Source organism: uncultured Sphingomonas sp. (genome assembly GCF_913062585.1).
Classification (GTDB): Bacteria; Pseudomonadota; Alphaproteobacteria; order Sphingomonadales; family Sphingomonadaceae; genus Sphingomonas.
The window spans coordinates 131015-152734 of the sequence record NZ_CAJXWX010000001.1; the positions used below are offsets into that span (position 1 = coordinate 131015).

The 21720-nt window shown below is 68.0% G+C and carries 24 protein-coding genes; 7 read left to right on the forward strand and 17 right to left on the reverse strand.

All coding sequences use genetic code 11. From position 1 onward, the window contains the following. Positions 1-51: 51 nt before the first annotated feature. The 6 genes from tolB to QZ546_RS00545 form a co-directional block, all read right to left on the reverse strand. Complete coding sequence (tolB, locus tag QZ546_RS00520) at positions 52-1476, reverse strand: Tol-Pal system beta propeller repeat protein TolB (RefSeq protein ID WP_294233012.1); 1425 nt, start codon at positions 1474-1476, stop codon at positions 52-54. A gap of 11 nt (positions 1477-1487) precedes the next feature. Further along, a complete protein-coding gene (locus QZ546_RS00525) occupies positions 1488-1799 on the reverse strand; it encodes a hypothetical protein (protein WP_294233015.1) in 312 nt (103 codons plus the stop codon). A gap of 74 nt (positions 1800-1873) precedes the next feature. Continuing rightward, a complete protein-coding gene (locus QZ546_RS00530; RefSeq protein ID WP_294233018.1) occupies positions 1874-2878 on the reverse strand; it encodes a cell envelope integrity protein TolA in 1005 nt (334 codons plus the stop codon). Further along, complete coding sequence (tolR, locus tag QZ546_RS00535) at positions 2878-3336, reverse strand: protein TolR (RefSeq protein ID WP_294233020.1); 459 nt, start codon at positions 3334-3336, stop codon at positions 2878-2880. Before tolR ends, QZ546_RS00530 begins: the two co-directional genes overlap by 1 nt. A gap of 13 nt (positions 3337-3349) precedes the next feature. Then, positions 3350-4042: a protein TolQ gene (tolQ, locus tag QZ546_RS00540; RefSeq protein WP_294233023.1), complete on the reverse strand. Its 693-nt coding sequence runs from the start codon at positions 4040-4042 to the stop codon at positions 3350-3352. Further along, positions 4039-4509 carry a YbgC/FadM family acyl-CoA thioesterase gene (locus QZ546_RS00545; RefSeq protein WP_294233025.1) on the reverse strand — a complete coding sequence of 157 codons (471 nt, stop codon included), beginning with the start codon at positions 4507-4509 and terminating at the stop codon, positions 4039-4041. The genes tolQ and QZ546_RS00545 overlap by 4 nt, the downstream gene beginning before the upstream one ends. 95 nt (positions 4510-4604) lie before the next feature. Between QZ546_RS00545 and QZ546_RS00550 the strand changes: the two genes are divergently transcribed. Both QZ546_RS00550 and QZ546_RS00555 read left to right on the forward strand, forming a co-directional pair. Next, a complete protein-coding gene (locus QZ546_RS00550; protein WP_294233028.1) occupies positions 4605-5030 on the forward strand; it encodes a hypothetical protein in 426 nt (141 codons plus the stop codon). Continuing rightward, complete coding sequence (locus QZ546_RS00555) at positions 5027-5233, forward strand: helix-turn-helix domain-containing protein (RefSeq protein WP_042486613.1); 207 nt, start codon at positions 5027-5029, stop codon at positions 5231-5233. The genes QZ546_RS00550 and QZ546_RS00555 overlap by 4 nt, the downstream gene beginning before the upstream one ends. A gap of 3 nt (positions 5234-5236) precedes the next feature. Here the strand turns inward: QZ546_RS00555 and QZ546_RS00560 are convergent, their stop codons facing one another. The 3 genes from QZ546_RS00560 to QZ546_RS00570 all read right to left on the reverse strand — a co-directional run bounded on the left by QZ546_RS00560 (position 5237) and on the right by QZ546_RS00570 (position 8862). Continuing rightward, the gene (locus QZ546_RS00560; protein ID WP_294233035.1) at positions 5237-6034 is read right to left on the reverse strand and encodes a hypothetical protein; all 798 of its coding nucleotides are present in this window, start codon (positions 6032-6034) and stop codon (positions 5237-5239) included. Positions 6035-6274: 240 nt separating this feature from the next. Beyond that, on the reverse strand, positions 6275-7261 hold the full coding sequence (locus tag QZ546_RS00565) for a nitronate monooxygenase (RefSeq protein ID WP_294233700.1): 987 nt from the start codon (positions 7259-7261) through the stop codon (positions 6275-6277). Between the two features lie 350 nt (positions 7262-7611). Then, a complete protein-coding gene (locus QZ546_RS00570; RefSeq protein WP_294233037.1) occupies positions 7612-8862 on the reverse strand; it encodes an aspartate kinase in 1251 nt (416 codons plus the stop codon). A 54-nt stretch (positions 8863-8916) separates the two neighbouring features. Between QZ546_RS00570 and ubiG the strand changes: the two genes are divergently transcribed. The 3 genes from ubiG (at position 8917) to QZ546_RS00585 (ending at position 12297) form a co-directional block, all read left to right on the forward strand. After that, positions 8917-9654 carry a bifunctional 2-polyprenyl-6-hydroxyphenol methylase/3-demethylubiquinol 3-O-methyltransferase UbiG gene (gene ubiG, locus QZ546_RS00575; protein WP_294233039.1) on the forward strand — a complete coding sequence of 246 codons (738 nt, stop codon included), beginning with the start codon at positions 8917-8919 and terminating at the stop codon, positions 9652-9654. Between the two features lie 460 nt (positions 9655-10114). Further along, positions 10115-11563: a hypothetical protein gene (locus QZ546_RS00580; RefSeq protein ID WP_294233042.1), complete on the forward strand. Its 1449-nt coding sequence runs from the start codon at positions 10115-10117 to the stop codon at positions 11561-11563. Then, positions 11560-12297: a polysaccharide deacetylase family protein gene (locus QZ546_RS00585; RefSeq protein ID WP_294233044.1), complete on the forward strand. Its 738-nt coding sequence runs from the start codon at positions 11560-11562 to the stop codon at positions 12295-12297. Before QZ546_RS00580 ends, QZ546_RS00585 begins: the two co-directional genes overlap by 4 nt. Before the next feature lie 134 nt (positions 12298-12431). Here QZ546_RS00585 and QZ546_RS00590 read toward each other — a convergent pair whose 3' ends face one another. From QZ546_RS00590 to QZ546_RS00600, 3 genes are read right to left on the reverse strand one after another with little or no spacing between them, the layout of a single operon-like run. Continuing rightward, positions 12432-13616, reverse strand: a complete 1185-nt coding sequence (locus QZ546_RS00590; protein WP_294233047.1) for a glycosyltransferase — start codon at positions 13614-13616, stop codon at positions 12432-12434. A gap of 10 nt (positions 13617-13626) precedes the next feature. Then, positions 13627-14157, reverse strand: a complete 531-nt coding sequence (locus tag QZ546_RS00595; RefSeq protein WP_294233050.1) for a DUF2141 domain-containing protein — start codon at positions 14155-14157, stop codon at positions 13627-13629. Next, positions 14154-15098: a hypothetical protein gene (locus QZ546_RS00600; protein WP_294233053.1), complete on the reverse strand. Its 945-nt coding sequence runs from the start codon at positions 15096-15098 to the stop codon at positions 14154-14156. Before QZ546_RS00600 ends, QZ546_RS00595 begins: the two co-directional genes overlap by 4 nt. Positions 15099-15308: 210 nt before the next feature. Here QZ546_RS00600 and QZ546_RS00605 point away from each other — a divergent pair, with 210 nt between their 5' ends. Continuing rightward, positions 15309-16484 (forward strand): glycosyltransferase, encoded by a 1176-nt coding sequence (locus QZ546_RS00605; RefSeq protein ID WP_294233055.1) that lies wholly within the window; start codon positions 15309-15311, stop codon positions 16482-16484. Here the strand turns inward: QZ546_RS00605 and QZ546_RS00610 are convergent. The 5 genes from QZ546_RS00610 to pyrE all read right to left on the reverse strand — a co-directional run bounded on the left by QZ546_RS00610 (position 16413) and on the right by pyrE (position 20313). Next, on the reverse strand, positions 16413-17498 hold the full coding sequence (locus QZ546_RS00610) for an AI-2E family transporter (protein WP_294233059.1): 1086 nt from the start codon (positions 17496-17498) through the stop codon (positions 16413-16415). The two genes, QZ546_RS00605 and QZ546_RS00610, sit on opposite strands and share 72 nt — an antisense overlap. Next, the gene (lepB, locus tag QZ546_RS00615) at positions 17495-18463 is read right to left on the reverse strand and encodes a signal peptidase I (RefSeq protein ID WP_294233062.1); all 969 of its coding nucleotides are present in this window, start codon (positions 18461-18463) and stop codon (positions 17495-17497) included. Before lepB ends, QZ546_RS00610 begins: the two co-directional genes overlap by 4 nt. Beyond that, positions 18460-18870 carry a holo-ACP synthase gene (gene acpS / locus QZ546_RS00620; RefSeq protein ID WP_294233065.1) on the reverse strand — a complete coding sequence of 137 codons (411 nt, stop codon included), beginning with the start codon at positions 18868-18870 and terminating at the stop codon, positions 18460-18462. Before acpS ends, lepB begins: the two co-directional genes overlap by 4 nt. 133 nt (positions 18871-19003) lie before the next feature. Next, complete coding sequence (locus tag QZ546_RS00625; protein WP_294233068.1) at positions 19004-19732, reverse strand: pyridoxine 5'-phosphate synthase; 729 nt, start codon at positions 19730-19732, stop codon at positions 19004-19006. Continuing rightward, positions 19729-20313, reverse strand: coding sequence for an orotate phosphoribosyltransferase (pyrE, locus tag QZ546_RS00630; protein WP_294233071.1), 585 nt, complete (start codon positions 20311-20313; stop codon positions 19729-19731). Before pyrE ends, QZ546_RS00625 begins: the two co-directional genes overlap by 4 nt. A gap of 239 nt (positions 20314-20552) precedes the next feature. Here pyrE and coxB point away from each other — a divergent pair, with 239 nt between their 5' ends. Then, positions 20553-21719 carry a cytochrome c oxidase subunit II gene (coxB, locus tag QZ546_RS00635; protein WP_294233074.1) on the forward strand — a complete coding sequence of 389 codons (1167 nt, stop codon included), beginning with the start codon at positions 20553-20555 and terminating at the stop codon, positions 21717-21719. Position 21720 lies beyond the last annotated feature (1 nt).

Consider the following 21720-nt stretch of genomic DNA (forward strand, 5'->3'; position numbering starts at 1 on the left):
TGCAACTCCCTCTTGCTCTGTTTCGCCCCCGAAACTTGCCTCATTGTACCGTCAAGGACGCAACGGCCCCCAGGCAGGGTCCGATCCGTCAAGCGGGGTCGGAATCCGCCGCTCGTTGACGCCGGTCAGGTCGACCATCCACACATCCGCCTTGCCCGACGCGCCCTGCGTCGAACGCTGGAAGGTGATGACCCGGCCATTGGGCGACCAGCTGGGTCCTTCGTCCTGCCAGCTGTTGGTCAGCAGCTTTTCGGCCCCGCCCGACGGATTCATGATGCCGATGCGAAACGCGCCGCCCAGCTTGGTGAAAGCGATCAGGTCGCCGCGCGGGCTCCAGACCGGGGTCGCATAACGACCGCCGCCAAAGCTGATCCGCTGCTGGTTCGATCCATCGGCGTTCATCACGTAAATCTGCTGCCCGCCCGAGCGGTCGCTCTCGAACACGATCTTGGAGCCATCGGGCGAATAGCTGCCGCCGGTGTCGATGCCGGGCGCGTTGGTCAGCCGCTGCGGCGTGCCCCCTTGCGCCGACACGCGGTAGATGTCGGTATTGCCCGCCTGCGCCATCGAGAACAGGATCCAGCGGCCATCGGGCGAGAAGCGCGGCGCGAAGGTCGTCGCGGCGTTCTGCACCACCAGACGCTGGCGCCCCGATCCGATGTCATAGACATAGATGGCAGGCCGCTTGTCGACATAGGACATGTAGACGATCGACTGCTGGTTCGGCGCGAAGCGCGGGGTTAGCACGATCGACTGGCCGTTGGTCAGGAAACGGTGGTTCGCGCCGTCCTGGTCCATGATCGCCAGCCGCTTGATCCGCCGCGCCTTTGGCCCGGTTTCGGAGACATAGACGATGCGGCTGTCGAAATAGGGGCCTTCGCCGGTCAGCTTGGTATAGATGGTGTCGGCGCACTTATGCGCCGCGCGCCGCCAGTCGCCGGGGGACACGACAAAGCCCTGCCGCGCCAGCTCGCTCTTGGCCAGCACGTCATAGAGATAGCAGCCGACCGTCAGCGTCCCGTCGCCATTGGCACGGACATAGCCCTGGACCAGCGCCTGCGCGCCGGTGCCGTTCCAATAGTCGAAGGCGGGCGCGGTCACTTCCGGGAACGACACGGTGCGCAGCTGCGCAGGCGGCACGGGGGTGAAGAGGCCCGAATTGCGCAGGTCGTTGGTGATGATCTTCGACAATTCCTGCCCGACGACATCGGTCGTGCCCGCCGGGGTCTGTTCCACCGCGCTGGTCGGCATCGCCGGGATGGCGATCGGCATCGGCGCGGAGATGCCGCCCTCGACATCGACGACCAGCCCTTCCTGGCCGTTCGCAGGCGCTGCTGCGGGCTGTTGTCCGGCGGCGGGGGCCGGCGCCGCCGCCTGATCCTGGGGCGCGGGCACGTCCTGCGCCCCCACGGCACTGGCCGCCAGCGCCAGCGTGAGCGTGAGCGTGAGCGGCAGAGTCAGCAGGGAACGGGGCATAAACATGGTCCTCAACCCGGGAGTCTGAAACGAAGCGTAAAGTCGCTCCAGCCGCCGGGCGCGTCATAAAGCGCCGGAGGCATGTCGCGTAATGGACAGTTTCTGAAAATTGTCGTCAACTGGTCGTCGATCCGCGCGGCATAGGCCGCATTGCTCGCGTCGACACCGGCGTGATCCAGGAACACCGGCGGTCCGGCGACCATGCCGTCGCGACGATAATGCAGGCGAATCGTGACCCGAATCCGTTCCGCGCCGGGGCCGGGATTGACCACCTGGTCGGCGCAGGGCTGAACCTGGTGCAGGACCCGTGTCGCGATCCGCATCGCTTGCGCCTGCGCTTCGGAAGCAGGCGCCCCCGCCTGGGCGGCCGACCAGAGGAGAGGCGGGAGCATCATCCTCAGCCCGGCAGCTTGTAGATCAGCGTGAAATTGCGCCAGCCATTGGGAACGTCATACAGCTCCTTGGGCAGGCCCCGCAGCGGCGAGCAGCCCTTGAACGTCGCAATGGCGAGGGCGTCGACACGGTCGACATAGCGTTCATTGTCGCCATCGACGCCGCTATGCCCGGTCACGCGCGGTTCGGCGGCCAGGCTGCCGTCCGGATTGATGTGCAGGTTGATCTTCACCCGAATGCGCTCGGCGCCCGGGCCGGGATTGACCTGGCGATTGGCGCAAGGCTGGACCTGCCGCTTGATCGCCGAGGCGATGTTGGCGGCTTCGGCGGCCCCCATCTTCGCCGCGGGTGCGGCCTGCGACCGGGACGGCGACGGGTCGGCCGACAGCCCCTTCAGGAAGTCCGCGCCCAGATGCGATCCGCGCGGCCGGGTCGTATGCGCCGTCTCGCTCTTGCCCTCTCCGCGCGCTGCGGTGGTCGGCTTCGGCGTCGCCGCGGGCTTGGCCTCCGACCGGGTCGGGCGGGCCGGCGCGGTGTGCGTCGGCTTGGCCTCGTGCACCGGCTTTGGCGGCGTGGGTTTTGCGGCGGGCTTGGGTTGCGGTTTCGGCCGTTCCACCGGCTTGGGCTGCGGCTTCGGCACCGGGCGCGGCTCGGGCTTGGGCGCCGGTTCGGGTTTCGGCTCCGGCTTGGGCTTGGGTTGCGGTTGCGGTTTCGGCTGCGGCGCCGGGGGTGGCGGCGCAGGCTGGGGTTCGGGTTCAGCCTCGACCGGCTCGGGCGGCGCGGCATCTTCCGGCGCCCCCTCTTCGGGCGCGACCGACTGGGCCGCCTGCTGGTTGGGCGTCGGGGAGGCGGCCTCCAGCGCGACATCCTTTACCAGCGAGATGTCGATCGGCGTGACCTTCAGCTTCTCCGGATTCGGCGTCGACAGAAAGCCGACCGACAACAGGCCGAACAGGACGACATGTCCCGCGACCGCGATCGCCAGTCCGGTCCGTTCCCCACGCTCCATCAGCGGGCGCCCGCCCCCTCTGCCGGTCCGCCCTCGACCGTGACGAGCGACACGCGGTTCAGCCCGGCGCGGTTCAGCTCGCCCATCACGCGCATTACCCGGCCATAGTCCAGCGCGCGGTCGGCGCGCAGATAGACTTGCGGCACCTGGCCGTCGGGGCCTTTGCGCGCCGCGATCGCATCGAGCCGCGCTGGCAGGTCGCCCTCGGTGATCTCGTCATCGTTCAGGAACATCCGCCCCTGCTGGTCGATGGCGATCTGTTCGGGCTTCTGCTCCTGGTCCAGCGCCTTGGCGCGGCTGTCGGGCAGGTTCACCGGCACGCCGCTGGTCAACAGCGGCGCCGTCACCATGAAGATGATGAGCAGCACCAGCATCACGTCGACCAAGGGCGTGACGTTGATGTCCGCCATCGGCGCGCGGCGGCCCCGGCCGGAGCGGGAGGGAAGGTTCATGGCCATCGCCGCTACCCCTTCAACGCGCCTGGTCGAGCTGGCGGCTGAGCGTGGTGTGGAAGCCGTCGGCGAAGCGGTTCAGCGACGCCTCCACCCGGTTCACGCCGTGGCTGAAGCGGTTATAGGCGATCACCGCCGGGATGGCGGCGAACAGGCCGATGGCGGTGGCGAACAGCGCCTCCGAAATGCCCGGCGCCACGACCGCCAGCGAGGTGTTCTGCGCCTGCGCGATGCCGGTGAAGCTGCGCATGATGCCCCAGACGGTGCCGAACAGCCCGACAAAGGGTGCTACCGAGCCGACCGTCGCCAGCACGTTCAGCCGGTCCGACAGCTTGTCGATCTCGCCCGCGACCGCCGATCCCATCGCGGTGGCCAGCCGCTCGCGCGTGCCGTCGCGGTCGATATGCCCGCCCGCGGTCGAGCGCCGCCATTCCTGCACGCCAGCCGAAAAGACCCGCGCCGAGGGAAGCTCGTTGTCCTGCTCCATCCGGTGAAAGGCGTCGATATCCTCGGCCTTCCAGAAATCGCGCTCGAACCGGGTCATGCCCTTCTTCGTGCGCACCAGCTTGCGCGAAAAGGCGATGATGATCGCCCAGGTCCAGATGCTGGCGAGCAGCAGCCCGATCATCACGATCTTCACCACCCAGTCGGCGTGGATGAACAGGGCGACGGGCGACAGCGTGGCGGCATCCATGTTGAAGACGGGATTCATGGGTGTTGGGTGTCCCCCTGCCAGACAAGGCGTTGGTAGATGGCGATCCAGTCGGCGGGCTGCCGACGCGGGCGGCCGTTCGGACCCACCCATGCGACGGTGACCATGGCCTCGGTCAGCTTGACCGTGCCGCACCTGACTGTCTGATGAATGACGACGCGAACCGCACTGACCTCGATCAGTCTGGACTCGACGACCAGGTCGTCGTCGAGCCGCGCCGAGGCGGCATAGCGGATGGCGATGTCGGTGACGGCATAGGCACCCTGCCCCGCCTCATGTGCGGCGCGCTGGTCGATCCCGGCCACGCGCAGCATATCGGAGCGCGCACGCTCCATATAGCGCAGGTAATTGGCGTGATAGACCACGCCCGACAGGTCGGTATCCTCGAAATAGACGCGCACCGCAAAGCGATGCTCGTGCCCCTCGAAGCGGCCGCCCTTCGGCTGGTCGTCGTCCGTCACCGTCATGGTGACTGCCCGTTAACCGATCCGTCCGGGGGAAGGAAGGCACTTGCGCACCTGTCACCTACGGGTTACATGTAATCTATAGGTTACAGGAGGTCGTGATAAATCTCGTCGAAAAGGCCGAACGCAAGAGCCGTGCTCGGGCGATCCTCTTCTATCTGCTGGCCTTGAGCCTGCTGGCCTCGACCATCCTGACGATCGCCACCGGGCATGACGACATCAAGCGGCTTCTCCCCTGGTTCGCCATGATCGGAGCCGCCGCCTTGAACCTGACCGGCCTGCCGTTTCGCTGGAGCGGGTGCGGCCCGGTCGCCCGATTGATGAACGACGAGACGACCCGCGACCATCGTCGGTCGAGCTTCGAAGCCGGTTTCTGGGCCATGATCGTCGCGGCGGCGGCGGCGATCACGGTCTCGACCGCCAAGCCGCTGGGTGCGGTGGCGCTGGGCAGGATCACCATCACCGCCGGACTGATCGCCGCGCTGATCGCCTTCGCCACGCTGGAGCTGCGCGCCAGCCGATGAACGAGACGCTGGCCAACGACCTGAAGGCCGCGCGCGAGGCGGCCGGGCTGACCCAAGGCGCACTCGCCGAGGCGATCGGGGTCAGCCGCAAGACGATCAACACGGTGGAGAACGGCGTCTTCCAACCCTCGACCCTGCTCGCGCTCAAGCTCGCGCGGGCGTTGGGTCGCCCGGTCGAATCGCTGTTCTGGATCGCCGACTGATCCTTACTGGATCGCGGCCGAATCGACCTTCAGCGACGGGGGATTGATGACCGGCCGGGTATAGGGCGTGGCGGCGGGCACCGGCTGGCTGGACAGCACCGGACCGCTGGCGGGGGCAACGGGGGCAACCGAGGGGGCTGCGCTGCTTGCGATGGTCAGCGGGGCGATGCCCTGCTTCACCGGCACCATGGTGCCGTTGCGCCAGGCGTCATAGGCGCGGAAGAAAGCGATGAAGGGCGCGTTCAGCCGGTCCAGCCGGGCCGCCGCGCCGCTCTCGAACCCGTCGGCGGGCCCGGTGCTGATGTCGCTCAGCACCTGGTCGGCGGCGGCGCAGAAACCCTTTCGCACCGGCGTGGTCGAGAAGAAATTGTAGAGCCGCGTCATCGCGTCGTCATAGCGGTCGCGCCAGTCGCCGCCCTGCGACTGATATTCGGCCGAATAACGCTTTTCCGCCGCCGCCAGCGGAATCCGCTGCACGGTCAGCATGGTATTGTACCGGGTGACGATCTGCCCCTCATCCGCGCCGCGACAGGCCAGCGCGGCGACGTTCAGCGCCGAGCGCAGATGCCAGATGGTGGCGGCGCTGGTCAGCGAGCGGTTGGGCGTGTCGTAATTGCCGTCGGGCAGCAGGACCGGGATGCGCATCCCCGGCGTCGCCCCGGGCGGCAGCGGCGCCTTGGCATATTGCGGCTGGGCCGGGACCATCACCGGCGGCGGCGCGACCTTGGCGGTTTCGCGCGCGGCACAGCCCGCCAATGCCAGGCCGATCGCCAACCCTGATACAATACGCACACTCGCCATGACCCTGATCCTCGGAAAATCCGCCCCCGGCTGTTGCCCGACGTCATGCCGAATCGAGGTTAACACGTCGTAAGCCCTGCGATGAAACGAGGCGTTTGTCAGAGGGTTGGAGGTCGCGTTATTCCTCCCCTGCAAGGGGAGGTGGCAGGGCGAAGCCCTGACGGAGGGGTGTCACGGCCGGTGGGGACACCCCTCCACCATCCTTCGGATGGTCCCCCTCCCCTTGCAGGGGAGGAATGTTCAAGCCGCCCGTGCAACCAGCGCCGCGGCGGCTTCGGTCATCAGTTGCGCCAGGATGTCGGCGATCGGCTCTTCCTTCGTGACCATGCCGACCGACTGGCCCGCCATGACCGAGCCATGCTCGACATCGCCCTCGATCACCGCGCGGCGCAGCGCACCGGCCCAGTAATGTTCGATCTGGAGCTGTGCCTCGGCCATCGCGACCTTGCCCTCGTCCAGCGACTGGGCGACTTCGCGCTGCTTGGCGGTGAACAGTTCGCCGCCCGCGTTCTTGAGCGCGCGAACCGGGATGACCGGCAGGCGCGGGTCGATCTGCACGCTCGCCACCGCGTCGCGGGCCGAGGCGCGGATGAACGCCTTCTTGAAGTTCGGGTGAGCGATCGACTCGGTCGCGCAGACGAAGCGCGTGCCGAGCTGGACGCCCGCCGCCCCCATGTCGAGATAGGCGGCAATCGCCTCGCCCCGGCCGATGCCACCCGCGACGAAGACGGGGACCTGGGTGGCGATCTCGGGCAGCATTTCCTGCGCCAGCACGCTGGTCGAGACCGGACCGATATGGCCGCCCGCCTCCATCCCCTCGATCACCAGCGCATCGACGCCCGAGCGGATCAGCTTCTTGGCGAGGCTCAGCGCGGGCGCGAAGCAGATGACCTTGGCGCCGGTCTCCTTGATCGCCTCCAGCGCGCCCTTGGGGGGCAGGCCACCGGCGAGGACGACATGGCCGACGCCGTGACGGCCGCACACCGCGATCAGGTCGAACAGCTGCGGGTGCATGGTGATCAGGTTCACGCCGAAGGGGCGCGTGGTCATCGCCTTGGTCGCGGCGATTTCCGTGTCGAGCAGTTCGGGGGTCATCGCGCCGCAGGCGATCACGCCGAAGCCGCCCGCGTTCGACATGGCGGAGACGAGGTTGCGCTCCGACACCCAGGACATGGCACCCGCCATGATCGCCATGTCGGCGCCAAGAAAGGCCGCGCCGCGCGCCATGCGGGTGGCGAGACGCTGTGCGCCGGTGGTGGTGTTGAGGGTGTCGGTCATCGGCGCTCCATGCCGTGGAGCGCGGCGGACGGCAAGATTTGGTTCACGCGAAGCCGCGATGCCGCGAAGAAGAATGGTTCGCGCAGAGGCGCAGAGGACGCAGAGAGGTTTCGCGCGCGGCAGCGCAATCTCCGCCGCAACAGGCCGTCATTGGAGGGCAAGAATAGCGGCTGGATACGCCACCTCCGTGCCCTCCGCGCCTCTGCGCGAACCAACCTTCTTGAAGACGCTTCGCGTCTTCGCGGCTTCGCACGAACAAGAGCCCCCTCCCCAAGCCGAACCCAGGGAGGGGGAAGCCTTTAGGCCGCCTCGGCGTCCAGGCCGTAAGCGGTGTGCAGGACACGCACCGCCAATTCGGTGTAATCCTCTTCGATCAGTACGCTGACCTTGATCTCCGACGTGGTGATGGCGAGGATGTTGATCCCGCGCGCGCCGAGCGTCTGGAACATGGTCGAGGCCACGCCCGCATGGCTGCGCATACCGACGCCGACGACCGAGATCTTGGCGACCCGCGTGTCGTGGACCATCTTAGCATAACCGATGTCGCCGCTCGCCTTTTCCAGCACGTCCAGGGTGCGGGCGAGGTCCGCCGAGGGGACCGTGAAGGTCACGTCGGTCGAGCCGGTCGAATGCGCGATGTTCTGGACGATCATGTCCACGTTGATCCCCGCATCCGCGAGCGGTGCGAAGATTGCGCCCACCGAACCGGGGCGATCCGGCACGGCGGTCAGGGTGATCTTGGCTTCGTTCTTGTCATGCGCGATGCCGGTGATGAGCTGGCGTTCCATATCGTCGATTTCCTCTTCGCCCACGATCAACGTGCCGCGATGTCCGTCTTCGTCCCGTGCGTCATCGAACGAGCTGAGCACCCGCACGCGCACCTGTTCCTTCATCGCCAGACCCACCGAGCGGGTCTGGAGCACCTTGGCGCCGACGCTGGCGAGTTCCAGCATCTCCTCATAGGTGACCTTCGACAGCTTGCGCGCACGCGGCACGATGCGCGGGTCCGTCGTGTAGACGCCGTCGACATCGGTATAGATGTCGCACCGCTCCGCCTTCATCGCCGCCGCGACCGCGACCGCGCTGGTGTCCGATCCGCCGCGACCCAGCGTCGTGACCCGATTGCCCTCGGCCACGCCCTGGAAGCCGGGGATCACCGCGACCACGCCCGCCGCCAGACTTTCGTCGAGCGCGGTGGTGTCGATCTCGCCGATGCGCGCCTTGGCAAAGGCCGTGTCGGTATGGATCGGCAACTGCCAGCCCAGCCACGAGCGGGCGGGAACGCCCATCGCCTGGAGCGTGATCGCCAGCAGTCCGCTGGTGATCTGTTCGCCCGCCGAGACGACGACGTCATATTCCTGGGGATCGTAGAGCGACGAGGCCTCGCGGCAGAAACCGACCAGCCGGTCGGTCTCGCCCGCCATCGCGGAGACGACGACCGCGACCTGATGCCCAGCCTCCACCTCGCGTTTGACCCGCGCCGCCACGTTGCGGATGCGCTCGATTCCGGCCATCGAGGTGCCGCCGAACTTCATCACGATACGGGCCATGCGGTTTTTGCCAATCTCCTTGGGGTAAAACGGCGGTCCTGATAGGTAGCCCCCATGACGAACGCAAGCCATTTGAACGATTCTACCATTATCGGGGCCGAAGCCGCACATTTCGGAAAGATGGCCGCGGATTGGTGGGATCCCAAGGGATCAAGCGCGATGCTGCACCGGCTGAATCCGCCGCGGCTGCGCTATATCCGCGAGCAGATCGACCTGCACTGGGATGCCGATGGGCAGGGCTTCACGCCGCTTTCGGGCAAGCGCGCACTCGACGTCGGCTGCGGCGCGGGGCTGCTGTGCGAGCCGCTGGCGCGGCTCGGCGCCGAGGTGACGGGGCTTGACGCCGCGCCGGAGAATGTCGCGGTCGCCGCCGCCCATGCCGCCCAGTCGGGACTGGAGATCCATTACCGCGCAGGGAGCGTCGAGGGGCTGGCGGGCGAGACGTTCGACCTCGTCACCTCGCTGGAGGTGATCGAGCATGTCGCCGACCCCGCGCGATTCGTGCGCGGGCTGGCCGATGCGCTGGCGCCCGGCGGGCTGATGATCCTGTCGACGCCCAACCGCACGCCGCTGTCGAAACTGGCGCTGATCACGCTGGCGGAGGGAACGGGCAGGATTCCGAAGGGGACGCATGACTGGTCCAAGTTCCTGGCGCCGGAGGAATTGTCGGCGCTGCTGACGGATGCCGGATTGCAGGTGCGCGACGTGCGGGGGCTCAGCTTCTCGCCGACCAAGGGCTTCATGGTCAGCGACTCGACCGCGCTCGACTATTTCGTGACCGCGACGCGGTAATATTGGTTTAGCCCCTGCTGCAAACCATCGGACCATCCCGGCGAAGGCCGGAATCCAGTTGGGGAAGCGCCAATAGTCTCGCCACCGTCTCGCAACTGGACCCCGGCCTTCGCCTGGGTGGAGCGTGTGAGAGCAGAAGGCCCAGGGCCGATCGACATTCATGACGCTTGCCCCTTCCCTCTCCCCTGGACAGGGGAAAGGGTTAGCGAAGCTTGCCAGCGTGCTGGCTAGCGCAGCTTGGGTGAGGGGTTGAGCGAGCCCTGCGGGCTCGCGCGCTCGGTCCCCGCGCGCCCACCCCTCACCCAGCTCCGACTAAGCCTTTGCTTTCGCAAAGACCAAGTCTGCGCAACCCTCTCCCCTCTGCGAGGGGAGAGGGACGAATGGGCATGGCCGAATGTCGATCCGGCCTAACTTTCGTCACGATCCACTGCGACGGGCGTAGCTCGTTTGGATCCGCCCCATGTCTTCACGCCCCACACCGTCCCTGCACCGCCCCACCACCTTGGGCACCCACCGCCTCCTGATCCTGCTCGCCGTGGCGATCCTCGCCCGCATGGCGACCTTCGGCAATCCGGTGGTCCATGTGGACGAGGAGTTCTACTTCTTCACCGGCCACGCCATGTGGCAGGGCGCGTGGCCGTTCGTCGATGTGTGGGACCGCAAGCCGATCGGGCTGTTCCTGCTCTATGCCGTGCCCGCCGCATTCGGCTTTCCGGCGGGCATCTGGGCCTATCAGGCGATAGCGTTGATCAGCGTGGTCGCGACCGGATGGCTGATCGCGCGCATGGCGGCGCGACTCGGCTGGGGCGCGGAGGCGACGGCGGCGGGGATCGCCTATATCCTGTGGCTCGACCTGCTGGGCGGCCAGGGTGGTCAAGCGCCGGTCTTCTACAATCTGCTGATGATGGGCGCAGCCTGGGCTATCCTCGAATCGGATCGGCGGGGGGTGCGCAGCCTGGGGCTGGCGGCGATGGCGCTGGTCGGCATCGTCCTCCAGATCAAATATTCCGCGGTGTTCGAGGGGATGGTCTTCGGCCTGTGGCTGCTGGCCAGCGAATGGCGGCGGAGCCGGTCGGCGGTCGCGCTCGTCCTTTACGGTGCCGCGCTGGTCGTGGTGTCGCTCGCGCCCACCGCGCTGGCGGCGGGGGTCTATGCCGCGATCGGGCAGTGGGACGCATTCCTCTACGCCAATTTCCTGTCGATCTTTCACCGCAACCCCGATCCGCTGACCGAGCTGGCGGGCAATCTGGGACAGATGGTCCTGATCCTGTCGCCGATCGTCACGCTGGCGGTGCTGGGCCTCAAGCGGGCGGAGCGCAGCCATGAGCGGACCTTCCTCGCTTTCTGGCTGGGTGCGGCGGTGATCGGTGTGCTGCTGTTCCGGCCGTGGTTCGACCATTATGGCCTGCCGATCCTGCTGCCCGCCTGTACGGCCGCCGCCGCGATGCTGGGCAGCCCGGCATGGCGACGCCGCTACACGCCCGCGCTGCTGCTGACCATCGCGCTGGCCGGGCAGATCGTGCTGTTCAGCCTGCGCCATGAGCGCGGCGAGGCAACCGAGTTCGCCGCGCTCACCCAGGCGGTCGGCAAGGGGCCGGGCTGTCTGTACGTCTATTCGGGCAGCACCATGCTCTATGTCGCCACCGAGCGCTGCACCCTGTCGCGCTGGATCGTGCCCGCGCATCTCAGCCGCGCGCGCGAGGCCGGCGCCACCGGCGTCGACCAGGATAGCGAGATCACCCGCATCCTCTCGCAGCACCCCGCCGTCGTCGTGATGCGCCCGCCCTATAATGGCGAGCGGGCGGAGGCCCATGCCCGCGTCCTGGCGGTGATGGCGGACGGATACCGGCTGGCGGCGAAACTGCCGATGGGCAATGAGACGATCAGCGTCTATAAATCCACGCGATGAAACGCCTTCTCGCCTCGATCCATGACGTGTCCCCCCGGTTCGAGGGGGCGGTCGATGCGCTGTTCGACCGGCTGTCGGGCCATCTCGGCGGCCCGCGCCTGGCCATGCTGGTCATCCCCGACCATTGGAACAGCGCGCCGATCGCGCCGGGCACCCCCTTCGCCACGCGCCTGCGCGACTGGGCGGACATGGGGATCGAGATGTTCGTCCATGGCTGGTCGCACAAGGACGACATGGTCCACACCGACTCCAAGACCGCGTTGAAGGCCAAGCACATGACGGCGGGCGAAGGCGAGTTCGTCGGCCTGGACCGCGCCGAGGCGCTGCGGCGGATGCAGCGCGGCACCGCGCTGATCGAGGACATTATCGGCCGCCGCGCGACCGGCTTCATCGCGCCCGCCTGGCTCTATTCGGACGAGGCGCGGCTGGCGCTGGGCGATGCGGGGTTCGGGCTGGCCGAGGATCATTTCCGCGTCTGGACGCCCGCCGATGGCAAGATCATCGCGCGCGGGCCGGTCGTCACCTGGGCCAGCCGCTCGCGAGGGCGGCAGCTGAGTTCGCTCGCCGCCGCGGCCGTATTGCGGCACGGGTTGCGACCCACCCCGGTAGCGCGGGTCGCGGTGCATCCCGGCGACAATGGCGTGCCCGCGCTGCTCGACAGTATCGACAAGACCTATTCGCGGCTGGCGAAGACGCACACGCCGTCGCGTTACGCGGATTTGCTGGCGGCTTAAGCCCCTCTGCCGTTCAGCCTGAGCGTAGTCGAAGGCCAAGGGAATCGTTCGCCGCAAGCGTTGAAGCGTGGCCTTCGACTTCGCTCAGGCTGAACGGAGGTTTGGGATTGCTCCGGCTGAATGGAGCGGCGGAATCAGGCCGCCGCCCGCTCGCCCATTTCCCCGTCGAGCAGCCGCTGATACCGCGCGATCAGCGCCTCGGCATGGTCGCGGTCGCTGAACACCTTGGCGGCCGCGACCCGCGCGGCGTTGCGCAGGACGCGCGGGTCGCGCGACAGCAGCCGCTCGATCGCCTCGGCACAGGCGGCGCCGTCGCGCGCGCGGAAGGTCTCGGCGAAGAGCGGGCTCGCCACCTCGGCGCACCCGCCATAATCGGGCACCACCAGCGGCAGGCCCGAGGCCAGCGCCTCGGAAGCGACCAGCCCGAACGTCTCGGTTTCGCACCCATGCACCAGCGCGTCGCAGCTCGCCATGATCCGCGACAGGCGCGGGCGGTCATAGACCGGGCGGAACAGCCGGATATGGGGGCTGCCCGCGATCCGCTTCTCCAGCGTCCGGCTGGCGACACCGCCGCCGATCAGGATCAGGCCGACCGGCCGGGTCGAGGCCACCCGCTCGACCGCGTCGATGACCATCGGCCAGCGCTTTTCCGGGTGATGCCGCCCCAGCCCCAGCAGCAGATGCGCATCCTCGGGCAGCGCGCACTGCGCCAGCAGCGCGGCACGCAGCCGCTCGTCGCGGTGGTCGGGCGAGAAGAAATGCCGCTCGATGCCCAGCGGGATTCCCTCGTCCACCCGCACGCCGCGCTTGCCCAGCCGCTTGACCAGCGCCGGGCCGTTGGACAGCACCAGGTCGTAATGGTCGAGGAAGCGATTCATGTAGCGGCTGTACCAGCTGAACCAGTCCTCCACCCGCTCCTGCGCGACGATGCCGTCCAGCCAGCGGACCGGATAGGTGCCGACATTGTCGTTGTGCATGAAGAAGACCTTCTTCGCGCGCCCCTGCCAGCTGGCGACGAACCAGGCGGGCTTGGCGGGCGAAGAAACCTCGACGATGTCCGGGTCCAGCTCGTCGAGCAGGCGGCACACGGGCGCACCGTCCCAGAACATGCCGTAATTGGTATCCAGAATCAGGCGCGGCGCCTTGATATAGATGATTTTGCCGCCGCCGGGGCGCTCCTCGACCACGTCCTCGGTGCCGGGGGCGAGCACGATCAGCTCATGCCCCATCTCGGCCAGAATCGACATCTTGCGGTCGATATAGGTCCGGACACCCCCGCCCGTGGGCGAGTAGAATTCGTTGACGTCGACGATGCGCATCGCCTGTTCCTTACTCCACCGGGCCGAAACCGCCCAGCCCCCGCAGATATTGGGCACGGATGGTCGTGTTCGCCACGCCGTTGGGCACGTCGATCAGCGCGGAGGCGAGCGGCGGCTTGCGGCGGCCCAGCTTGGTATTGGCCGGGAAGCCTGCGCCGTCGCTCCAGAAGTTGAACTTGTTCTTGCCGTCGCGGTCATGGGTGAACAGCAGGGCATAGCGGCCGGGATGCGGCACGCGGATGCACATCGCGATCGGCCCGTTGCCGGCCGGCGTCGGCACCTGGACCCGGCGGAAGGTCTTGCCCGCGCGGACCAGGACGCCGTCGTCCTGGAGGAAATCCTCGTCATTCGCCGGATAGAGTTCCAGCTTCAGATTGCCCTTGCGGTCCTTCAGCCCCTCGATCCGCGCCAGGATCGCGGGACCGCCGCCATTGGCACAGGCCGCCGCATCGCTGCCCAGGATCTGCGCGCCTGCCGCCTGCGGCATCATCGCCGATCCCAGCACCGCCACCACCGCCATCATCACACCCGCGCGGGTCATGCCCGTACCCTCCGCACCAATTCCGCCACACCGAACCCGGCGATCAGCACGACATGGACCAACAAAGTTAGCGCCGCGGTGAACGCGATCAGTTCGCTCAGTTCCTGATCCTGCCCGATCAACAGGATCGCGAAATTGGCGAAAAGAAGGTCCTTGTTGGGCACCAGCGGCAGGCGCGAGACAAGGAGGCGCGCCGCCGACAGGAACAGCCACATGCCCAGCGACACGCTCGGCATCCCGTAATGCCAGGCGAGCGCGACCAGCAGCGAATTGGCGATCAGGCGCACGCAATGCACCATGAAGACCCACCACAGGGTCTTGCGATCCAGCGAGAAAACCCGGCGCGAGAAGATCAGGAAGGGCAGCGAGGTCGCCATGACGATCGCGATCGAGCCCCAGACCAGCCGCAGCTGCTCATGGGTCAGCAGTTCGCGACCGACCGGTAGGGCCAGCCCGATCATCAGGAGCGTGATGGCATTGCCCGCGATCGCCGACAGAATGCCGACATCCTTGACCGCGCCGAAGGGGGCCGCGACCATCTTCGCATTGGCGCGCGCCCAGGCGTAGAAATAGGCTTCGCCCGAATAGCTGAACGCCACTTCATTGGCGATTCGCTTGCGGATCAGCGCGGCCATGCCGCTGAAGGGAATGCCCCACAACCGGCGGAAGATGATATAGTCGCCGATCGGCAGCGCCATGTAGAGGCCGAAAAAGACGACATAGAATAAGGGGTTGGTCGGCACCGAGTGGCTGAGGCCGACCAGGCCGCGACCCAGCAGCTCATGCCCCAGCCCGACGACCATGGCGATCGTCAGCAGGCCGCCGACAATGGCGGGCCAGCGGCGCTTGACCGTCTTCAGCGGCTCCAGCGCGGCGACGTCATGCGCCGGGCCGCCCGATCCGGCCTGTGGTCCGACAGGCACGGCCTGTTGCGGGGTCATGGGATCATCTCGTTCATCTTGCACGTTATGGAGAATCCTCGGCGGCGTTCGCCGGCGGCGCCCGCTAACCTCAACACTGCTTTCTCGCACCTGAATAAGAATTCATCTCTGTCCGCCGATTGTGTCCACCTTAGGGCTGATACTGACATAATTGAGCGACAAGCTCCGATTAGCCGTCCATGTGATCCTTTTGTCAGCCCTTCGGAGCCTATGCCCGCCGATCACATTCTGACCTATGCCCTGGCGATGCGTGGCGGCGTGGAAGCCGCGCTCGGCCGGATGCTGCGGGGCTGGCTCGACCGGGGGCGGCGCGTCACGCTCGTGCTGGGCGATGTGGACGGCCAGTTCCAGGACGGGGTGCCGCGCGGCGTCGATATGGTGACGCTGGGCCATCAGCGCTATGGCGGATTGTGCACGGCACTGCCCAAAATGATCGCGCAGGCGCGGCCCGACATCATTTTCTGCCCCGGCAATCACTATACCGCGATGGCGGCCTGGTCCCATCTGCGGCTGGCGGCGGCCTGTCCGCCGATCGTCGCCAAGATGTCGAACGCGGTCGATCGCGGCGACCAGGCGGCCTTGGTCGCCTGGGGCCAGCGGCAATGGCTGCGGCGGCATCGCCGGTTCCTGGACGCGCTGGTCGCGATGACCCCCGCCACCGCACGCGCCGCGCAGGATGCGACGGGGCTGTCGGTCGCGGTCATTCCCAATCCGCCCACCGCGATGCCGGGCATGGCCGCCGACCGCCCCGCCACGCCGAGCCGCCGGATCCTGGGCGTCGGTCGCCTGGAGCCGCAGAAGCGCTGGGACCGGTTGATCACCGCGATGACGCAGCTCCCCGACGATATCGGGCTGACCATCCTGGGCGAGGGCAGCCTGCGCCCCGCTTTGACCGCGCAGATCGAGATACTCGGCCTGTCGCACCGCGTGTCGCTGCCGGGCCACTCCGCCAATGCCCCGGCCGCGATGGCCGCCGCGCAGGTGCTTGCCCTGTCGTCCGACTATGAAGGCGTGCCCGGCGTGCTGCGCGAGGCGCTGGCGGTCGGCACCCCGGTCGTCACCACCGATTCGAGCCCGGCGGTGCACGAGATCGTGTCCGATCCGACGCTGGGCACCATCGTGCCGCGCGAGGATGTGCGGGCATTGGCGGCGGCGCTGCGCCACTGGCTCGACCCGGTCGCGTCGCGCCCCGATCCGGTGCCGCAACCGGGGCAGGACTCGGCGGATCGCTATCTGGCGCTGTTCGATTCGGTCGTCACCGCGCGCAAGCGCCGGACGGCCGTCGGCCTGCCGCCCGAACCGATCGCGACCGGATCAGCCGAGATCGGCTTCGGCGCGGGCGGTGTCGCCGTCGCGGGCAGCCTCCCGCTCCGACCGGCGCTGTAACGCCGACTTGGCCATCGCCGTCATCGGGTCGGCCAGGGCCAGCCCCAAAATGCCGAACAGCGCGCTCGTCATGATCTGGGTCGACAGGGTCAGCGCGGGCGGCAGGTCGACGGTGCGCTTGGCGACCATCGGCACCACGACATAGCCGTCGAAGGTCTGCACGATCAGATAGGTGCCGACCGCCCAGAAGCCCGCATCCTGCCCGGCGGAAAAGCCGACCGCGATCATCAGCGTGCCGGTGATGATCGCCCCGATATTGGGGATGAAGGCCAGGATGCCGGCGATGATGCCCAGCAGCAGCGCCATCGGCACGCCACCGATCATCAGCGCGATGCCGGTCAGCACCCCCTCCACCGCCATGCCCAGCAGACGCCCGGCGAGCAGGCGGCGCAGCGTGGACATGACGCGGGCCTGGGTGATCGCGAACTCGGCCCGGGCGGCACGCGGCACGAACCATTGCAGGCCGCGCGCATAGCCTTCGGGGTCCATCGCCAGGAACAGGCCGATGATCAGGATCATAAACATCGTCGTGACCGCACCCACGGCGGTCCCGACCCACGAGGTCAGCTTGCCGATCGAGCCCACCGATTGTTTGAGCAGGCCGTTGATGTCCGAAGTGCCGGGCATCAGCCCCTGCGACGCGAGCCAGCCGGTCACGCGCCCCGCCTGCGTCTCCAGCGTCGCGCGAAGCTGCGTCACCTGCTGCGTCATCTCGACACCGGTCAGGTAGAAGGTGCCGAGCAGGAATGCGACGACCGCCAGCACGACGATCAGCAACCGCCAGCCACGCCCGATGGGCAACACCCGGCCGAGCAGCCGCACGCCGCCATCGAGCAGGGTCGCAAAGACCAGCCCGGCAAAGATCACCAGCAACGGCTGGACCAGCAGCACCGTGATAGCCATCGCGGCGATCAGCCCGAGCCAGATCGCCGCGCGCGTCAGTTCCCGCCGGACAAAGCCCTCCCGGAACTCGATCGGCGCCGGACGGTCGGTCAGCGGGGCGGGATCGCTCATGATCCCCGCTTCGCCGTCACCGGGTGCAGCGAGGTGCCCGCGCGGCCGGAACGCAGCGAGGTCCACCAGGTCAGCGGGTTGAGCGTCGTGTCGCCGTCCAGGCTGAACGTCACGAACTCGGCCCGCCCGCCGATATTCTCATAGGGCACCGCGCCGCCCAGCCCCTTTTCCAGCAGCGAATAGCGGCTGTCGGCCGAATGGTCGCGATTGTCGCCCATCAGAAAGACATGGTCGGCGGGGATCGTGATCGGCCCGTAATTGTCGCCCGGGCTCCAGCCCGTCTCGACCGTGTCGTAGCGGCGGCCATTGGGCAGCGTCTCGGTCACGATCGGCAGGTGGCAGACCAGGCGGCCATCGGGCAGGCGGACACGGGTCTGTTCGCCATAGTCGGTGCAGGGGCTGTTGGTATCGACCGGAATGTCGACATAGTGCAGCGGTCCACGTTCGACCGGCTTGCCGTTCAGGATGACGACGCCGTCGCGCACCTCCAGCCGGTCGCCGGGCAGGCCGATGACGCGCTTGATATAATCGTCATGCGTACCCGGCGGGGTCACGATCACCACGTCGCCGCGCTTGGGCAGCGATCCGAACAGCCGCCCATGGATGAAGGGCAACTGGTAGCTCCAGCTGTCGGTCGGCTGGCGCAGGACCAGCGACCGGAAGATCGCGAACGGGTTGGGGATGGTCGGCGAGACGTACGACCAGCCATAGGCGAATTTGCTGACGACCAGACGGTCGCCGACCTGAAGCCCCGGCAGCATCGACTCGGAGGGGATGTAGAAGGGCTTGGCGACGAAGCTGTGGAAACCCAGCACGATCAGCAGCAGCCAGAACAGCCCCTTGATCTCCGCCCACCAGTCGGTGCCCTTCTTCTTGGCGGGCGGCGTCTGCGCGGGCGGCGGCGGCGCGCTCACCGGCTGGTCGGCGGGCGAGCCTGGGTTCGTGTCCAACACCGCGTCCTTCATGCGGAAACTTCCGGTCTTGCCTCGATCACGACAAAGGCCTGCGCCCAGGGGTGATCGTCGGTCATGGTCAAGTGAATATGGGCGACGTGGCCCGCCGGGGTCATCGCGTCAAGCCGTTCGCGCGCGCCGCCGGTCAAAGACAGGGTCGGCGCGCCGCTGGCCGCGTTCACGACGCCGATGTCGCGCATGAAGACACCTTGCGAAAAGCCGGTGCCGACCGCCTTGGAAAAGGCCTCCTTGGCGGCGAAGCGCTTGGCATAGGTCCCTGCGCGGGTGAAGGGGCGCTTGGCCGCCTTGGCCTGCTCGACATCGGTGAAGCAGCGCGCCTCGAACCGGCCACCATGCCTGTCGAGCGCCGCCTGGATCCGCTCGATATTGCACAGGTCCGAGCCGAGGCCGATGATCATGCGATCCTCCCCGGCACGGGGAGGGGGACCAGCCGCAGGCTGGTGGAGGGGGAACGCCCTAAGGGACTCGCGAGGTGGAGAGCCCCCTCCACCACCGCTTCGCGGCGGTCCCCCTCCCCGTGCCGGGGAGGATTCACCGCGCCACGTCCATCGCGGCGCGCATCTTGCGCACGACTTCGGGCAAGCCGACGAACACCGCGTCGGCGATCAGGAAATGGCCGATGTTCAGTTCGCGCACCTGCGGGATCGCGGCGATCGGCGCGACATTGTCGTAAGTCAGGCCGTGGCCGGCATGAACCTCGATCCCGTTCTTTGCCGCCAGCGCCGCCGCGTCCGACAGGCGCCGCAGTTCCTGCGCCCGCGCCTCGCCGTCCAGTTCGGCATAACGGCCGGTGTGCAGCTCGACGACCGGCACGCGCAAGTGCAGCGCCGCCTCGATCTGCCGCGGATCGGGTTCGATGAACAGCGAGACGCGGATGCCCGCCTCGCCCAGCTTCGCCACCATGGGCGCCAGCCATTCCCGCTGCCCGGCGGCGTCGAGACCGCCTTCGGTCGTCCGCTCCTCGCGCTTTTCCGGCACGATGCACGCAGCGTGGGGGCGATGCTTCAGCGCGATGGCGAGCATCTCTTGCGTGGCCGCCATCTCCAGGTTGAGCGGCACGGTCAGCTCGGCCGACAGCCGCGCGATATCGGCATCAGTGATATGCCGCCGATCCTCGCGCAGATGGGCGGTGATGCCGTCCGCGCCCGCTTCGGCCGCGATCAGCGCGGCCTTGACCGGATCGGGATAGCCCGCACCGCGTGCGTTCCGCACCGTCGCCACATGGTCGATATTGACCCCCAGCCGCAGATGCTCGGTCATGCCGCCGCGCGGCTCCCCGGCTTGATCGCGGGGATCGCCGCCAGTTCCGGCGGCAGCGCGTCGGCGCTGTAGCTCGGCACGTCCAGCCGGATCAGCGGGAAGAAGGGCACGCCCAGATCGGCCGAACCGTTCGAACGGTCGACCAGCGAGGCCGCCGCGATCGTCTCGCCCCCTTCGCGCGCGATGGCGGCGATCGCCTCGCGGCTCGACAGGCCGGTCGTGACCACGTCCTCCATCATCAGCACCTTCTGCCCCTGCTCCAGCCGGAAGCCGCGACGCAGGTGGAAGGTTCCCTCCGGTCGCTCGAGGAACATGCCCGGCACGCCCAGCGCGCGCGCCATTTCGTGGCCGACGATCACGCCGCCCATGGCGGGGGCGACGACGGCGCTGATCTGCGCCCGGATCTCGGCCGGGATCTTCGCGGCGACCGCCTCGCACAGCCGGGCGGCGCGCGCCGGGTCCATCAGGACGCGCGCGCATTGCAGATAGCGCGGGCTGCGCAGGCCGGAGGAGAGGATGAAATGCCCTTCGAGCAGCGCCTCGGCGGCGCGGAACTCGGCAAGGACGTCTTCATCGGTCATGGGGCAGCTCCGTCATCGGTCAGATGACCGGGCCTCATAGGATCGCCCCGCCCCGCGCGCAATCTGGCATATGCGCTCAAGGGTTGAGGGGGCGCGGTCCCGTGCTATAGTCGACCGGATAAGAACGACAGACGACCCCGTGAGGAGCCACCGAACGACCGGCGGACCCGTGAGGGAGGATGGGAGACGAGAGCGGGATGAGCGAGGTCAAGCGCATGTCCGGACCCCGGAGGATGAGGATGCCGCAACGGATCAAGGCGTTGGCGATCGCCGCCGGGCTGGGATGCGCCGCGCTGTCGGGGGCCGCGATCGCGCAACCCAGCCCGGCGCCCGCCCCGCAGGCCGCCGCCGAACCGGCCGGAGTCGCCAACACCGCGCCCACGACCGCCGCCGCCCCCGCGACCGCCGCCCCGACCAGCCCCCTGCTGGCCCAGGACGGCGCCCCCGTCACCACCATCGACCCCAAGGTCGGGATGCCGATCGAGGGCCGTTTCGGCCTGCAGCCGCAGGTGACGATCAATGGCGAGCGTGCGCACCGGATGCACGACCATATCCTGATCCCGGTCATCACCGTGATCTGCGTCCTCGTCCTGCTGCTGCTCGCCTGGGTTGCGTTCCGCTATCGCCGCGCCGCCAACCCGGTCGCCTCGAAGACCAGCCACAATACCTTCATCGAGGTGCTGTGGACGCTCGGCCCGGTCGTCGTGCTGGTCCTGATCGCGGTCCCCTCGATCGGCCTGCTCCAGGCGCAGTTCAAGCCGGCGCCCGCCGGCGCGGTCACGCTGAAGGCGATCGGCAACCAATGGTATTGGACCTATCAATATCCGGATCATGGCGGGATCGAGATCACCGCCAACATGCTGAAGGAAAAGGATCAGGTCGCCCCCGGTGAGCGCGCGCGCGCCGATGCGGACGGCCCGCGCCTGCTGGCGGTGGACAACCGCATCGTCCTGCCGGTCGGCGTGCCGATCCGCCTGATCACCACCTCCAACGACGTCATCCACAGCTGGGCGATCCCGGCCTTCTGGATGAAGCTGGACGCGGTACCCGGCCGATTGAACGAGACCAGCTTCACGATCGAGAAGCCGGGCCTGTATTTCGGCCAGTGTTCCGAACTGTGCGGCGCGCGCCACGGCTTCATGCCGATCGCGGTGCAGGCGGTGAGCCCGGCGCAGTTCGCCGCCTGGATCGCGGCCAAGGGCGGCAAGATGCCGGGTGCGGCCACGCCATCGGCCGCCGTCATCCCGCAGCCGGGCGCCGAGGGCTCCGCCGTCGAGGCCGCGCAGGCCAATGCCGCCGAGGCGGTGACCGGCCCGGCGGACAATGCCGCGACGCCCGCCACCTCCCCCACTTCCGCGCAGGGCGCCACCGGCAATCCGGCAGGCCCCGGCAACGCTGGACAATAAG

Coding starts and splice junctions, on each gene's coding strand:
- tolB (WP_294233012.1), bottom strand. CDS start 1,476: ATGCCCCGTTCCCTGCTGACTCTGCCGCTCACGCTCACGCTCACGCTG.
- QZ546_RS00525 (WP_294233015.1), bottom strand. CDS start 1,799: ATGCGGATCGCGACACGGGTCCTGCACCAGGTTCAGCCCTGCGCCGAC.
- QZ546_RS00530 (WP_294233018.1), bottom strand. CDS start 2,878: ATGGAGCGTGGGGAACGGACCGGACTGGCGATCGCGGTCGCGGGACAT.
- tolR (WP_294233020.1), bottom strand. CDS start 3,336: ATGGCCATGAACCTTCCCTCCCGCTCCGGCCGGGGCCGCCGCGCGCCG.
- tolQ (WP_294233023.1), bottom strand. CDS start 4,042: ATGAATCCCGTCTTCAACATGGATGCCGCCACGCTGTCGCCCGTCGCC.
- QZ546_RS00545 (WP_294233025.1), bottom strand. CDS start 4,509: ATGACGGTGACGGACGACGACCAGCCGAAGGGCGGCCGCTTCGAGGGG.
- QZ546_RS00555 (WP_042486613.1), top strand. CDS start 5,027: ATGAACGAGACGCTGGCCAACGACCTGAAGGCCGCGCGCGAGGCGGCC.
- QZ546_RS00560 (WP_294233035.1), bottom strand. CDS start 6,034: ATGGCGAGTGTGCGTATTGTATCAGGGTTGGCGATCGGCCTGGCATTG.
- QZ546_RS00565 (WP_294233700.1), bottom strand. CDS start 7,261: ATGGCGCGCGGCGCGGCCTTTCTTGGCGCCGACATGGCGATCATGGCG.
- QZ546_RS00570 (WP_294233037.1), bottom strand. CDS start 8,862: ATGGCCCGTATCGTGATGAAGTTCGGCGGCACCTCGATGGCCGGAATC.
- ubiG (WP_294233039.1), top strand. CDS start 8,917: ATGACGAACGCAAGCCATTTGAACGATTCTACCATTATCGGGGCCGAA.
- QZ546_RS00580 (WP_294233042.1), top strand. CDS start 10,115: ATGTCTTCACGCCCCACACCGTCCCTGCACCGCCCCACCACCTTGGGC.
- QZ546_RS00585 (WP_294233044.1), top strand. CDS start 11,560: ATGAAACGCCTTCTCGCCTCGATCCATGACGTGTCCCCCCGGTTCGAG.
- QZ546_RS00590 (WP_294233047.1), bottom strand. CDS start 13,616: ATGCGCATCGTCGACGTCAACGAATTCTACTCGCCCACGGGCGGGGGT.
- QZ546_RS00595 (WP_294233050.1), bottom strand. CDS start 14,157: ATGACCCGCGCGGGTGTGATGATGGCGGTGGTGGCGGTGCTGGGATCG.
- QZ546_RS00600 (WP_294233053.1), bottom strand. CDS start 15,098: ATGACCCCGCAACAGGCCGTGCCTGTCGGACCACAGGCCGGATCGGGC.
- QZ546_RS00605 (WP_294233055.1), top strand. CDS start 15,309: ATGCCCGCCGATCACATTCTGACCTATGCCCTGGCGATGCGTGGCGGC.
- QZ546_RS00610 (WP_294233059.1), bottom strand. CDS start 17,498: ATGAGCGATCCCGCCCCGCTGACCGACCGTCCGGCGCCGATCGAGTTC.
- lepB (WP_294233062.1), bottom strand. CDS start 18,463: ATGAAGGACGCGGTGTTGGACACGAACCCAGGCTCGCCCGCCGACCAG.
- acpS (WP_294233065.1), bottom strand. CDS start 18,870: ATGATCATCGGCCTCGGCTCGGACCTGTGCAATATCGAGCGGATCCAG.
- QZ546_RS00625 (WP_294233068.1), bottom strand. CDS start 19,732: ATGACCGAGCATCTGCGGCTGGGGGTCAATATCGACCATGTGGCGACG.
- pyrE (WP_294233071.1), bottom strand. CDS start 20,313: ATGACCGATGAAGACGTCCTTGCCGAGTTCCGCGCCGCCGAGGCGCTG.
- coxB (WP_294233074.1), top strand. CDS start 20,553: ATGCCGCAACGGATCAAGGCGTTGGCGATCGCCGCCGGGCTGGGATGC.